General features: G+C 66.1%; 14 protein-coding genes and 1 tRNA gene. 8 read left to right on the top strand and 7 right to left on the bottom strand.

Going from position 1 to position 13,407, the window contains the following annotated elements; genetic code table 11:
• Positions 1-334 precede the first annotated feature (334 nt).
• The 5 genes from C4K27_RS17890 to C4K27_RS17910 form a co-directional block, all read right to left on the bottom strand.
• Positions 335-408: transfer RNA gene (locus tag C4K27_RS17890), tRNA-Cys, on the bottom strand.
• 268 nt (positions 409-676) lie between these two features.
• The gene (locus C4K27_RS17895) at positions 677-1,810 is read right to left on the bottom strand and encodes an MFS transporter (RefSeq protein WP_053261606.1); all 1,134 of its coding nucleotides are present in this window, start codon (positions 1,808-1,810) and stop codon (positions 677-679) included.
• A 117-nt stretch (positions 1,811-1,927) separates the two neighbouring features.
• On the bottom strand, positions 1,928-2,305 hold the full coding sequence (locus C4K27_RS17900; RefSeq protein ID WP_125738140.1) for a VOC family protein: 378 nt from the start codon (positions 2,303-2,305) through the stop codon (positions 1,928-1,930).
• A 55-nt stretch (positions 2,306-2,360) separates the two neighbouring features.
• Positions 2,361-3,179: an alpha/beta fold hydrolase gene (locus C4K27_RS17905; protein WP_053261521.1), complete on the bottom strand. Its 819-nt coding sequence runs from the start codon at positions 3,177-3,179 to the stop codon at positions 2,361-2,363.
• A 120-nt stretch (positions 3,180-3,299) separates the two neighbouring features.
• Positions 3,300-4,208: a LysR family transcriptional regulator gene (locus tag C4K27_RS17910; RefSeq protein WP_053261522.1), complete on the bottom strand. Its 909-nt coding sequence runs from the start codon at positions 4,206-4,208 to the stop codon at positions 3,300-3,302.
• 105 nt (positions 4,209-4,313) lie between these two features.
• Between C4K27_RS17910 and C4K27_RS17915 the strand changes: the two genes are divergently transcribed.
• The 6 genes from C4K27_RS17915 to C4K27_RS17940 all read left to right on the top strand — a co-directional run bounded on the left by C4K27_RS17915 (position 4,314) and on the right by C4K27_RS17940 (position 9,637).
• Positions 4,314-4,985, top strand: coding sequence for an RraA family protein (locus C4K27_RS17915; protein WP_053261523.1), 672 nt, complete (start codon positions 4,314-4,316; stop codon positions 4,983-4,985).
• Positions 4,978-5,637: an RraA family protein gene (locus C4K27_RS17920; RefSeq protein WP_081002297.1), complete on the top strand. Its 660-nt coding sequence runs from the start codon at positions 4,978-4,980 to the stop codon at positions 5,635-5,637. The genes C4K27_RS17915 and C4K27_RS17920 overlap by 8 nt, the downstream gene beginning before the upstream one ends.
• Positions 5,634-6,272, top strand: a complete 639-nt coding sequence (locus C4K27_RS17925; protein WP_053261525.1) for an RraA family protein — start codon at positions 5,634-5,636, stop codon at positions 6,270-6,272. The genes C4K27_RS17920 and C4K27_RS17925 overlap by 4 nt, the downstream gene beginning before the upstream one ends.
• Complete coding sequence (locus C4K27_RS17930; RefSeq protein ID WP_053261526.1) at positions 6,269-7,483, top strand: pyridoxal phosphate-dependent aminotransferase; 1,215 nt, start codon at positions 6,269-6,271, stop codon at positions 7,481-7,483. Before C4K27_RS17925 ends, C4K27_RS17930 begins: the two co-directional genes overlap by 4 nt.
• Positions 7,484-7,665: 182 nt before the next feature.
• Positions 7,666-8,640: a quinone oxidoreductase family protein gene (locus C4K27_RS17935; protein ID WP_053261527.1), complete on the top strand. Its 975-nt coding sequence runs from the start codon at positions 7,666-7,668 to the stop codon at positions 8,638-8,640.
• Between the two features lie 58 nt (positions 8,641-8,698).
• A complete protein-coding gene (locus C4K27_RS17940; protein WP_053261528.1) occupies positions 8,699-9,637 on the top strand; it encodes a LysR family transcriptional regulator in 939 nt (312 codons plus the stop codon).
• Positions 9,638-9,643: 6 nt separating this feature from the next.
• On the opposite strand, the gene C4K27_RS17945 is transcribed toward C4K27_RS17940, so the two are convergent.
• Positions 9,644-10,537, bottom strand: coding sequence for a LysR family transcriptional regulator (locus C4K27_RS17945; RefSeq protein ID WP_053261529.1), 894 nt, complete (start codon positions 10,535-10,537; stop codon positions 9,644-9,646).
• An 85-nt stretch (positions 10,538-10,622) separates the two neighbouring features.
• Here C4K27_RS17945 and C4K27_RS17950 point away from each other — a divergent pair, with 85 nt between their 5' ends.
• Positions 10,623-11,399 carry an NAD(P)H-dependent oxidoreductase gene (locus C4K27_RS17950; protein WP_053261530.1) on the top strand — a complete coding sequence of 259 codons (777 nt, stop codon included), beginning with the start codon at positions 10,623-10,625 and terminating at the stop codon, positions 11,397-11,399.
• Between the two features lie 118 nt (positions 11,400-11,517).
• On the opposite strand, the gene C4K27_RS17955 is transcribed toward C4K27_RS17950, so the two are convergent.
• Positions 11,518-12,078 (bottom strand): TetR/AcrR family transcriptional regulator, encoded by a 561-nt coding sequence (locus tag C4K27_RS17955; protein WP_242627809.1) that lies wholly within the window; start codon positions 12,076-12,078, stop codon positions 11,518-11,520.
• A 276-nt stretch (positions 12,079-12,354) separates the two neighbouring features.
• Between C4K27_RS17955 and C4K27_RS17960 the strand changes: the two genes are divergently transcribed.
• Positions 12,355-13,383 (top strand): cupin domain-containing protein, encoded by a 1,029-nt coding sequence (locus C4K27_RS17960; RefSeq protein WP_053261532.1) that lies wholly within the window; start codon positions 12,355-12,357, stop codon positions 13,381-13,383.
• Positions 13,384-13,407 lie beyond the last annotated feature (24 nt).

The raw sequence follows: 13,407 nt of genomic DNA on the forward strand, positions 1-13,407 counted from the left end.
ATAACGCCTGATACGTAATCAAAACAATCAGTCCTTGATCGCCGTCGTCAGTGATTCCGATAGTTCGTAGAGCACTCAAGGCGGACACGCCTGGCGTATGTAGCCCCATGAACCACGGCTGGCGCCGGAGGCAGCAGGCTCGTTGGCGCAACAGGCTCGTTACAGGGAGGCGGATAAGAGAGGACGCATTTTGATGGCGCTAGCAGGTCACAAAAGAGTCCCGCTGAACTCATCCAAGGGATTTCTGGGAGGACAAAGCTCCACAGTGCCCAACTTCACTTTCCTCCAGCCAATAAAAAAGCCCGTAGATCATTGATCTACGGGCTTTTCAGTTTGGAGGCCGAGGTCGGAATCGAACCGGCGTAGGCGGATTTGCAATCCGCTGCATAACCATTTTGCTACTCGGCCAAACTTTCGATGCTTTGCAACCGCATCAAAGGCATACAACTCGAAGCTGGAAACCTGAACTTGATCTAGCTTCCAACCCTTTGAATTCTAAGGGGTTTTTCGCATTCCTGAATCAGGAATGGACGCAATTCTGGACTTGTTCGCCGGGCATGTCAAGAACAGGAATAAAATAATTCAATGCCCGGCGCCGGCATCCGTCGTGTCTGGCGCAAGCCCCCTTCCCTGCTTCTTTTATCCTGTGGCGGGCATCGACAGACTAACAGGACTGTCATGACGGTCTTTGCGGAGCGCGTGATACCAGCCTGATCAACCACCCCACCAACAACACATTCAGCAGCGCCAGCGAGCAGAGTGTTGCCAGCACCCCGCCCGCCCCCAGCGCTTGCAACAGGAAGCCGCCGGCCAGCGGCGTCAGGGCCTGGCCGATCAGCGATGGCCGTGACATGCGCCCCATCAGCAGGACATAGTCCGCCGGTGACATCAGGGCCAGCGGCAACAGGCCGCGGACGATGGCGCGCAGGCCATTGCCGGCGCCGTAAAGCACCAGGCCGAGCGCCGTCGCGCCAGGCGCCAGCGCCACCAGCAGCAGCCCCATGGCCACCAGGGTGACGGAGATCAAGGCAGTCCACACCGGGTGCCGCTTGCGCGCGAATACTTGCAGCACCCGCGAGCCTACCTGGCTGGGCCCCAACAACGCACCAAAACCAATGGCCGCGGCCAGGGAGTACCCCAGGCCCTGCAGCAGGGAAACCAGTTGCACGGAGATCGCCGTCATGATCACCGCGCCCAGGGCGAAGATCGTGGTCAACAGCCCATAAATACGCCGGTCGATCGCGACCACGGCGGCAACGGCGGTTTGCTGTTTCGCCAGGGACCCGCGCCCGCGCGGCAATGCCCACAGGTACAGCGGTGCCACGGTCAGCGCCAGCAGCACGGCATACACCTGGCAGGTGGCGCGCCAACCGATGTGCTCGATCAGCAGCGCCACCAGTGGCCATGCCAGGGTGCTGGCAAACCCGGAAATCAAGGTGATGCTGGTGATCGCGCTGCCCGCACGCTCGCCATAAAGCGCGCCCAGGCTGGCGAACAAGGCTTCGTACAAACCCAGCGCCATGCCCAGGCCGATCACCACCCAGGCCAGGAGGAACATCGCCAGTGTTGTCGAAGCGGCCATCAGACCCAGACCCGCGGCGACCGCCAGGCCACTGCTGGCCAGCACCCCGCGCCCGCCATGCCGGGCGATCAGCCGGCTGGTCAGGGGCGCCAGCAACGCCGAGACGAGGATGCTCAGGGACAGCGCGCCATACACCCACTGGCTGGCCCAGCCGGTGTCCTTGATGATCGGCCCGGCCATCACCGCCATCAGGAAGAACGAACCGCCCCAGACCAGGATCTGCAACAGCCCCAGGACAACAATGCCGGGGACGCCCGGTAACCGTGAATGATCGTTCAAGACTAATGCCGCCAGAGGGATGGGAATGCGCAAGGCCCCGAGCCAACGGGGCGACGCGTTTGCGCGCTACAGGTATTGCGAGATTTCGATCAGGTTGAGGTCGGGGTCGCGCACGTAGATCGAACGGATCGGCCCGGTGGCGCCCGTGCGCTGCACCGGCCCTTCGACGATCGGCCAGTTGTGCCGCTGCAGATGGGCGACCACTGCCTCCAGCGGCTGGGCACTGATAAAGCACAGGTCCAGCGCGCCCGGCACCGGCAGATGCGCCTTGGGCTCGAACTCCTGCCCGCGCACATGCAGGTTGATCTTCTGGTTGCCGAAACGAAACGCCATGCGGCCGTTGCCGAAGGTTTCCAGGGTCATGCCCAGCACCCGCAGGTAAAAGTCCTGGCAGGCCTCGGGGTCCACGGTGGTCAGGACCAGATGGTCAAGGTGATCGATCAGCATGGGGCGGCTCCTCGTAAAAACGCTGTACCGCAAGCGCGGCAGGTTACAGGCTTCAACCGGCGTGCGCGCCGGCCTGGAACTCGGCGATGTGCTGCCACATCGCCATGGGGTTGGAATACATCGGAAAGTGCCCACAGGCCGGGATCTGCGCCAGCCGCACGCCCTGGGCCTGGATATGCGCCAGGTAGGACAGGTGGGCATTCTGCTCGCCGTACATGAACATCCGCGGGCAGCCCAGGCCGAGAAACGTGTCCATCAGCTCGCCATGATCCGAGAGCCAGACCATCGACTCGAAGATCCCGCGCACCGCGCCGGGGCGCACCTTGTGCCGCAGGCTGGCGGCATACAGCGCGCTGGCGTAGGCCGGCGCCTGTCGGGCGCGCTCGATGAAATCGTCGAAGAAGCGCTCGGCGTCGACCTCGGGGTAGTCGACTATCTGCCGGCTGAGGAAGCAGTCTTCCGGGGCGATATTGCCTTCGATATCGACGAAGCTCAGCACCCGCCCCGCAAGCTTATGGGCCAACATCAGCGCGGTCAGGCCGCCCATGGAATGCCCGACCAGATGGAAGCGCTCGATCTGGAAGTGTTCGAGGATCTGCAGCGCGGTGTCGAGCAGGAACGGGATGGAGATTCTCCCCAGGTCGGCACAATGGCTCGCGCCGCAGCCCGGCGCATCGTAGGCCACGAACGGCTGCCCGGCGAAAGCTGCCTGCCGCACGATGTCGGCGTAGTCTTCCTTGGTCGAACCAAAGCCGTGCAGGAACAGGATCGGCGCCCGCTCGCCGGCGCGATGCAGGCTGGCGATGCTCAGCTCCACGCCCTGCACGGTCAGCGGCACCTGTGTAGCGATGAATTCTGTTTGCGCAGCCACGTTGAACGCTCCTCTGACGAATCGCCGCCGGCAGACGGTGACGGCCGGCGCATCGCGCACTCTCCGGGGACGCGGGGCTTATGTAAATTCCGGATTCAAGAAGGCATCCATACGGCAAACCTATGGAACGTTGGCCCGGCCCTTGCCCTGGAACTGCGCCACCAGCTCCTCCACCAGCGGGTTGGTGCGCGTTGGGTTCCAGGCCAGCGCGGTGGTGACCACGTTCAGCCGCTGGCTCAGCGGGCGCAGCACCACATTGCTCGGCGCGACCTTTTTCAAGGACGCCGGCACCAGGGCAATGCCCTGCCCGCAACTGACAAAGGCGATCTGTGAAGCCACCGAACGTACCTCGTGCAACACCCGCGGGGAAAAGCCGCTGGCGCGGCAGGTGGCGATCAGGTTGTCGAAATACATCGGGCTGACTTTGCGCGACGACAACACCAGCGGCTCGCCCGCCAGGCTCGCCAGGCTGATGCGCGAACGCGCGGCCAATGGATGGTCGCTGGGCAGCGCCACCGCCAGGCGATCCTCGGTCAGCGCAATCGAGCGTACTCTGCTGCCCAGTTCGCCTTCCACGCGGGCGAAGGCCAGGTCGATGTCGCCGGCCTCCAGGGCCGGGATGGCCTCGACGCTGTCGATCTCCCGCACCGACACCGTGAGCTGCGGATACCGGGCCTTCAGTTTCTCGATCAGCGCCGGCAGTACGTCGAGCATCGCCGTGGTGATGGCGCCGATGGTCAGCACCCCCGACTGCCCCGCCACCGCCTCGTGCACGGCCAGCTCCAGGCGCTCCAGCTGCTCGGCGAACTTGCGCACCGCCGGCAGGATGGCCTGGCCCACCGGGGTCAGCTTGGCACCCCGGCGCGAACGGTCGAAGAGCTTGACCTTGAGGGCCTGCTCCAGCACCTGGATCTGCTCGGTCAGCGGCGGTTGCGACATGCCCAGGCGCTTGGCGGCGCGGCTGAAGTTCTGTTCCTCGGCCACTGCCAGGAACAGCCAGAGATGACGAATCAAGCGAAAATTGATCATGGCGGCACCATAGGTTTTTCGTATGCAAGGCTTACTTGATTCGTAATATACCTATCAAATGCGCTCGTCGACACTGGGGCCCTCCGTCATCACAGGGGTTACCCCATGAGCACTGCCACCTTGCTTGATCGCCTGACGGCGCTGGACACCAACACGGTGTCCGACGCCCTCGATTTCCTTGGTCTGCCCGGCGCCACCGTCGGCCTGCGGCCATTGTGGGACTGCCCGAAGATCGTCGGCCGCGCCAGCACCGTGCTGCTGGACGCCAAGACCGACAGCGCACCGACCGTGCACCTGATTTCCCCGGTGGTCGAACGGATCGCCAGCGCCGATCGCATCCTGGTGATCGCCGGCGGCCTGGAAGGCATTTCCTGCTGGGGCGACATCCTCGCCAACGCGGCGCAGCACAAACGGATCCGCGGCAGCGTGATCGACGGTTACAGCCGTGACATCGACGGCAGCGCCGCCATCGGCTACCCGGTCTATGGCCGTGGCGTGACCATGATCAGCGCGCGCAACCGGGTGATCCAGCTCGACGCCGGCGTGCCGGTGCAGATTGCCGGGGTCCAGGTAAGCGAAGACGACTACGTGATCGCCGACCGCTGCGGCACGGTGTTTGTCGCCGCCCGGCATATCGAAAAAGTCCTCGACCTGGGCGAGCGCATCGACCGTCGCCAGCACGCCATGGTCGAGGCGGTGCGCGCTGGCCGCTCGGTCGCCGAGGTGATGCATGACCGCCAGTTCGAAGCCATCGCGGTGGAGCACGCACATGAATGATCAGCAACTGGTCGAGCTGTTCGCCGGCCTGGATACCCCCGGCGTCTCCGATGCCCTGGACAAGCTCGGTCTGCCCGGCCAGTGCCTGGGCATCGCGCCGCTGGACAACTACCGCCAGGTGGTGGTCGGCCCGGCGTTCACCGTGCAGTACGTCTCGGCCAGCGTACCACCCGGCACCGTCGGTGACTTCATCGACGACGTGGCCCCGGGCGACGTGGTGGTGATTGCCAACGGCGGCCGCACCGACTGCACCGTCTGGGGCGACATCATGACCCAGTACGCCGGCAGCCGACGGATCGCCGCCACGGTGATCGACGGTGTCTGCCGCGATGTCGGCAAGGCCCTGGGCGACGGCTATCCGCTGTTCAGCCAGGGCCGCTTCATGCGCACCGGCAAGGACCGGGTGCAAGTGCAGTCGGTGAACCAGCCGGTGTCCATCGGCGGCGCCCGGGTCTGTGCCCGCGACATCGTGGTCGCCGACGCCAACGGCGTGGTGGTGGTGCCCCGCGCCCGCGCCGCCGAAGTGGCGGCCTGTGCCCGCCAGATCGAAGCGGTCGAAGCCGATATCCGTGCCTTGATCGATCAAGGCAAGACCCTCAAGGAAGCCCGGGCCGCCCTGGGTTACCACCACCTGCAGAGGCAAGTCCGATGACCACGCTCCCCCTGCCCCTCGACTTCCACGAGCGGGCCAAAGTACTCGGCAGCTCGACGCTGTATGAAGCCTCGCACCTGCCCTGCGCCGTCGACAGCGCGATCCGTCCGGTCTGGGACGGCGCCTTCATCGCCGCCCCGGCCTACCCGCTGCAATGCTCGCCGGGCGACAACCTGGCCCTGCACCTGGCCATGGAGCGGGTGCCCCGCGGCAGTGTGCTGGTGGTGGGCACCGACAATTTCATCGCCGGTTACTGGGGCGAAGTGCTCACCGTGGCCGCCGAAGCGGCCGGCGTGGTCGGGCTGGTGATCGACGGCGGCGTGCGCGATATCGCCGCCCTGAAAAAACGCCGGTTCCCGGTCTTCGCCCGCGGCATTTCGGTCAAGGGCACCCTCAAGGCCAGCGCGCCCTCGGTGGGCCAGCCGTTCAATTTCAATGGCGCCTGGGTCGCGCCAGGCGACCTGCTGGTGGCCGACGATGACGGCGTGATCGTCATTCCCCAGGCCGACGCCGCCCGCACCCTGGCCGCAGGCGAGGCCCGCGCCCACAAGGAGGCGCAGATGATGCAGGCGCTGAGCGAAGGCCGCTCGACCCTGGAACTGATGAACCTGACCGAGTGGAGAAGCCGCGCATGAGTAACGATATCCAGCGCCTCAACCAGCGCCTGGCCAGTGCCCGGCCCTCGGCGACCTACCGCATCATGGACCGGGTGGCGGAACGCCGGGCGCAAGGCGCGCAGATCATCTCGCTGTGCGCCGGCGAGCCGGACTTCGACACCCCCGAGCACATACGCCAGGCCGCCATCCAGGCCATCGAGAGCGGCCATACCCGCTACACCCAGGTGGCCGGCGTGCGTGCGCTGCGCGAAGCGGTGGCCGCCAAGTTCCGCGACGAAAACGGCCTGGAAGCAGGCTGGCAGGACAGCATCGTCAGCAATGGCGGCAAGCAAGTGATCTACAACGCCCTGGCCGCGACCCTGAACGACGGCGATCAAGTGATAGTCCCGGCGCCCTACTGGGTCAGCTACCCGGAGATGGTCCAGTTGTGCGGCGGCACGCCGAACATCGTCACCTGCGACGCCGCGAGTGGCTTCAAGCTGACCCCGGCGGCCCTGGCCGCGACAATCAGTCCGCGAACCCGCTGGTTGATCCTCAACTCGCCCTCCAACCCGACCGGCGCGGTGTACAGCCGCGACGAGCTCCAGGCCCTGGCCGAGGTGCTGCTGGCCCAGCCGCAGGTGCTGATCCTCGCGGACGACATCTATGAGCACCTGATCTTCGACGACCAGCCGTTCCATACCCTGGCCCAGGTCGAGCCGCGCCTGGCCGCGCGCACCCTGACCATGAACGGTGTGTCCAAGGCCTATGCCATGACCGGCTGGCGCATCGGTTTCGCCACCGGACCGCGCTGGCTACTGGACGCCATGGAGAAACTCCAGGGCCAGCAGACCTCCGGCGCCAGCGCCATTTCCCAGCAGGCGGCGCTGGCCGCGCTGAGCGGCCCCAAGGATTTCATCCGCCACAGCCGCTCAGTGTTCCAGCGCCGCCGCGACCTGATGGTCGAGCTGCTCAACGACACGCCCGGGCTGCACTGCGTCCGGCCGGCCGGGGCGTTCTATGCCTTCGCCAGCTGCGCCGGGCTGATCGGGCGCACCTCGCCCGGCGGGCGTTTACTGGCCAGCGACGAGGACGTGGCCCATGCCCTGCTCGAGGAAGACGATGTCGCGGTGGTACATGGCAGCGCCTTTGGCCTGGGCCCCTACATTCGCATCGCCTATGCCCTGGACGACTCATCGTTGCGCCAGGCCTGCGAGGCCATCCGCCGCTTCTGCGGCGCCGTGCTGTAGCGTCGCGAAAGCGCCTGCATTGCCCTTGGGAGTCCCGGCCACACGCCGGGATTTTCCTGTCAACTGCTGCACCACATGCAGCAGTCAAATGCAAGCAGGCCGGATTGTTGATCATGGAGCGTAGCCCTATCCTCGTTTCCTACACCCAGCTTCCTACCGCAAAGCTTCCAAGGAGATCGAGCATGGTCACCCGCGTACAGCTTCACCAAGTCGGCGCCCCCCAGGTCCTGCAGTTCGAACAGGCACAAACCCAGGCGCCCGGTGCCGGCGAGGTCTGGCTGGAGCAGACGGCCATCGGCGTCAATCCGCTGGACCTCAGCCAGCGCAGCGGCGCGGTGCCGGTTGCCCTGCCCTGCGGGCTCGGCCTGGAGGGCGCGGGGCTGGTCAAGGCGATCGGCCCTGGCGTCACCCAGGTCCAGGTGGGCGACCGCGTCGCCTATGCCACCGGGCCCCTCGGCGCGTATGCCAGCGCCCGCCTGTACCCGGCCGAGCGCCTGGTCAAGCTGCCGCCGGCGCTGGCCTCGGACGCCGCCGCGGCGCTGCTGTTCAAGGGCATCACCGCCCAGTACCTGCTCAAGACCACCTACCCCGTCGGCCCTGGCACCCGGGTGCTGATCTATGGCGCCGCCGGGGCCCTGGGCCAGTTGATGGTGCCTTGGGCCAAGCACCTGGGGGCCACGGTCATCGGCGTCGTCTCCAAGGCGCAAAGCATCGAGCGGGCCCGGGCCGCCGGTTGCGACGAGGTGCTGGTGTTCGACGCCGCGACCCTCGCCCAACAGGTCGTCGAGGTCACTCAAGGGCACAAGGTCGATGTGGTGTACGACCCGATCGGCCGGGTGTCCTTCGAAGCCTCCCTCGACAGCCTGCGTCCCCGCGGCCTGCTGGTGTCCTTCGGCGCGGCGTCGGGCGCTCCCCAGGCGGTGCAGGTCGGCACGCTCAACGCCAAGGGCTCGCTGTTTCTCACCCGCCCGTCCCTCGCCGCCCACACCGCCAGCGCCAGCGAATACCAGATGCGCGCCGCCGATGTGCTGGACGCCTTCGCCGCGGGTATCATCCAGCCGCGGATCTGGCAGCGTTACCCCTTGGCCGACGTGGCCCAGGCCCACGCCGACCTGCACGACGGACGCGCGCAAGGCGCCATTGTGCTGATACCTTGAGGCCGATCCTTTCCGTTCCTTCCGGCCATTTGGCCGCACAACGAGGCAGCCCAGGCACATGGATCCGTTCGACAGCCGACAGGCCGATGAACTCGCCACCTTGATGGCGCTCTTCGAGCACGGCTCTTTCGCCGCCGCCGGGCGTGCCTTGCAGCGCCACCCTTCGGTGCTGTCCAAGCGCCTGGCGGCACTGGAAAGCCGCCTGGGCATCCGCCTGGTGCAACGCACCACCCGGCAATTGCGCTTCACCGACGAAGGCGCGCGGTTAGTGGAGCGCTTGCGGCAGGCGGCGGGCCTGATCAGCGCAGCCGAACACGAAGCCTCCCAGGGCGCCGCGCAGATCCGCGGGCGCCTGCGCCTGGCCTTGCCGGCCGCCATGGGCCGGCGCTGGCTCAGCCCGATCCTTGCAGAATTCGCCCTGGCCCATCCCGGGGTGACGCTGGAGACCGAGTATTCGGACCGTTTCGTCGACATCGTCGGCGAAGGTTTCGACGCGGCGATCCGCATCGGCGAACTGGCCGACAGCCAGCTGGTGGCGCGTAAACTCTGTGCGCACCGGCGCATCCTCTGCGCGTCGCCCGACTACCTGCAACGCCATGGCGAACCGCGGCTGCCCGCCGATCTTGCCAGCCACAACTGCCTGGGCTTTACCGGCCTGCGTTCCTGGCCCGACTGGCGGCTGACCCGCCAGGGCCGGCTGGAAACCGTGCGTATCCACGGCACCTTGCAGAGCAACGACAACGAAGCGCTGCTCGCCGCGGCCCGGGCCGGCGTCGGTATTCTTGCCGGCGGCGACTGGCTGATGAACCAGGACCTCGCCTCGGGGCATCTGGTCCGGGTGCTGCCGCAGTGGCAGCTGGACAGCGACTCGGGGATCTTCCTGCTGCGCCCGTCAGCGCGTTTCAGCAGCGCCACCACCCAGGCCTTCAAGCACTGGATCGAGGCGCGCTTTGCCCAGGGCGCGCCCTGGGAAACGCCGGCCAGGGAAGAGCCGTAGCAGCGTTTACAGCGAGGCGACGATGAACTCCCGCAGCCATTGATGGGCCGGGTCGCGGTGGCAGCGCTCGTGCCAGAGCATGGCCATGTCATAACCCGGGACTTCCAGCGGCGGCTCGACCACCTTCAGCGCCGGGTTGTCGCGCACCAGGCGCGACGGCAGCATCGCCACCAGGTCGGTGCTCGCCAGCGCCGAGAGGACAAACAGGAAGTGCGGCACCGACAGCACCACCCGGCGTGTCAGGCCCACCTCGCCCAGCGCGCTGTCGGTGACACCCTGGAAACCGCCGCCATCGGGCGACACCACCACCTGTTCCAGCTTGGCGAACTGCGCCAGGCTCGGGCGTCGTTGCAGGCGTGGATGGCCCGCGCGGCCCACCAGCACGTAACGCTCGCTGAACAGCACGCGGCGGCGCAGCCCCGGCGGCGAGTCCTCGCTGGTGTGCAGGGCCAGGTCGATGATGCCCTGCTCAGCCTGCTGGACCAGACGCCCCGGCTCCAGTTCGAGCACCGCCAGCCGGGTTCCGGGGGCCGCCGCGCGCAAGCCGGCCAGCGCCGGCAGGATCACCGTCGACTCGCCGTAGTCGGACGCCGACACGCTCCAGGTATTGGCCGCCGCGCCCGGGTCGAACGGGCTGGCCGGCGACACCGCCAGCTCCAATGCTTCCAGCGCCCGGCGCAACGGCTCGCGCAATTCGTCGGCCCTGGCGGTGGGCCGCATGCCGCGCGGGCCCGGCAGCAACAACGGGTCGCCGAAAATCTCCCGCAGCTTGGCCAAATGCACGCTGACCGAGGGTTGCGACAGGTTCAGGCGTTGCGCCGCGCGGGTCACGTTGTGCTCGGCGAGCAGCACATCCAGGGTCAGCAGCAGGTTGATGTCCAAGCGCCTTAAATTATTCACGACAATACCTGGGATATTGGATATTCATTTCCAATATACCTGGCAGCGACCGATCCTGCTGTCTCCCGACATTGGAGACCCTGTGATGAATGTACTGCTGGTGTATGCCCACCCCGAACCCCGCTCCTTGAACGGCTCGCTCAAGGACTTCACGATCAAGCGCCTGGAGGCCGCCGGCCACGCGGTCCAGGTCTCGGACCTGTATGCGATGAACTGGAAGGCGCCGCTGGATGCCGACGACAGCCTGGGCCGTGCGGACAACAGCCGCTTCGATCCGTCCCTGGACTCCAAGCGCGCCTTCGAAGAAGGCCTGCAGTCGGCGGACATCGCCCGCGAGCAGGAAAAACTGCTCTGGGCCGACACCGTGCTGCTGCAATTTCCCCTGTGGTGGTTCTCCATGCCGGCGATTCTCAAGGGCTGGGTGGAACGGGTCTACGCCTATGGTTTTGCCTATGGCGTGGGCGAGCATTCGGATGCGCGCTGGGGCGACCGCTACGGCGAAGGCACCCTGGCGGGCAAGCGGGCGATGCTGATCGTCAGCGCCGGCGGCTGGGAATCCCACTATGGCCCGCGGGGCATCAACGGGCCGATGGACGACCTGCTGTTCCCGATCCACCACGGCATCCTCTATTACCCGGGCTTCGACGTGCTGCCGCCCTTCGTGATCTACCGCACCGGGCGCATCGACGAGGCGCGCTTCGCGGCGATCTGCGACCAGCTCGGGCAGCGCCTCGACCAGCTGCGACAAACCGCGCCCATCGCCTTCCGCCCACAGAACGCCGGCGCCTACCGGATCCCGGAGCTTACCTTGCAGCCGGAGATCGCCGCGGACCGCCAGGGCTTTGCCGCCCACCTGCTGTAGCGCCCCTGCCCGGCTCACTGCCAACCGCCGCCCAGGACCTTGTACCTGCGCCGCCAGAAATCTTGCAGATGCGCGAAGCAGCCCTCGGGAGCGACAACCGCTAAAACGGCGCAGAGGCTCAGGCCCGCGCCTGGACGCTCGGCACCAGCATGCGCACCAGGGAGTCGGCCGTACTGCGCAAACGTTCCGGTTCCTGGTAGATGCGTTCCATCACCGCCAGCCCGCGGGTGAAGGTGACCATGACCTGCGCCGCTTCATCCGGCGCCAGGACCAGGTCGCCCCGGATCCGCTCGGCCGACAGCGCAGTGCTGATGGTCAGTTGCAGGGCGTCCAGCAGCTCGCGCAAGCGTTGCTGGATGCGCGGGCCGATCGCATCGGCGTCGGTGGCCGTCTTGGTGGTCAGGCAGCCTTTGGCCGGTGTGCCGCTGGTCATGTTGCTGATCGCCACCTGGAAAAACCGTCGTAGCGCGGTCTCGGCGTCCGCGGCCTCGAGGGCCTTGGCGGCGTTGCCCAGAAAGCGCGTGGCGTAGGCTTCGAACGCCAGCAGGAACAACGCTTCCTTGCCGCCGTAGGCATGGTACAGCGAGCCGCGCTGGACCTCGGCCGCCTCGGCCAGGTCGGTCATGGAGGTGGACTGCCAGCCCTTGCGCCAGAACACTTCAAGGACCGCCGACAACACTTTTTCTTCGTCAAACTGCCTGACACCCGCCATAAAAATCACTGCTCACATAATTGTTGACAACGTTGTCAAAGATACCAACACTGCGATCTTTGACAGCCTTGTCAATCATAGCCGATAGGCGCTGTCCGGTAAGCATGCTTGATGTACTGGTCCACGACTTTCGTTCCGCGCCACGGAAGGAAGTCGGCTTCACCTGCGCAGTCACGCCCGGTAACAGCGGTCGTGGGCGCGAGCGGTTTTCTCTTTTTACGTCAGGAAAAAGGAGTCTTCGAAATGGTTTCGAACAGTCGTATCCAGTATGGCTACATCAATGTCATCGAGCCCTCCGAGCACAAGGGCGAGCTCACCCGCGACAAGGTCGAGCGCTTCACCGAGGGGTTCAGCAAACCGGCCCTGCTGCGCAAACTCGCGCCTATCGGCGAGGAGTTCTCGCAACGGGCATTCTTCGATCAGGTCGGCTCGGGGAAAAACCTGCAATGGCGGGTCAAGTCCGGCGACCAGCCGGTGTCGATGCGCGACGAGAACGGCGCCTCGGACTACAACTACGTCACCGGTCGCGTCGGCACCGGGCAGGAATTCCTCGACGACATCTTCACCCACAACCTCGACGTCTACTCGCACCTGGGCACCATTTCCTCGAGCTACAACGACCCCTACGAGTGGGGCAAGGACGCCTTCAACCTGGTCAAGCAGCAGGTTTTCAGCAAACCCTGGTTCAACATCGACGCCTGGAAAGTCACCGGCCACATGTTCCTCGGCTACAGCACCCAGGAATACGGCGAGCCGGCCCGCGGCGCGGTGGGCAGCGACTGGCACATTTTCCCGACCCTGAATATTTTCGTGATGATCGCCGGCACCAAGAAGTGGAGCACCCGCCCACCGCAGCTGGGCGACCAGTTCCGCGACTACGACCTGATGTTCGAAACCAGCAGCGGCCGCGAGGCGCCAGGCGGCGACTACGAGGCCGACACCGTCTACGTCGAGCCGGGCGACGTGCTGATCAACCCGCCCTTCGAATGGCACAAGGTGCTCAATGCCCGTGGCCTGAGCATCGGCGCGGCGTTCCGGGTGATCGACATCGACTACCTGGACAAGTTGGAGAATCGCCGCAACCTGGACCTCTCCAAGGTCGCCCATGACAACGGCCACTTCGCCGAGACCGAGGAGCTGGCGCACTTCCTCACCAGCGTCAACTACGCCTCGCGCCACATCAACCGGGCGCAGATGCTGCTCAACGACATCGAGTACGCCTACCTGCGCAAGCGCGGCAACGCCGGCTCGGTGAAGATCGGCCACCGCTAGCCCCGGGACGCCGCAGCGAGGACC

Origin of the sequence: Pseudomonas chlororaphis subsp. chlororaphis (assembly GCF_003945765.1) — a bacterium.
Lineage (GTDB): Bacteria > Pseudomonadota > Gammaproteobacteria > Pseudomonadales > Pseudomonadaceae > Aquipseudomonas > Aquipseudomonas chlororaphis.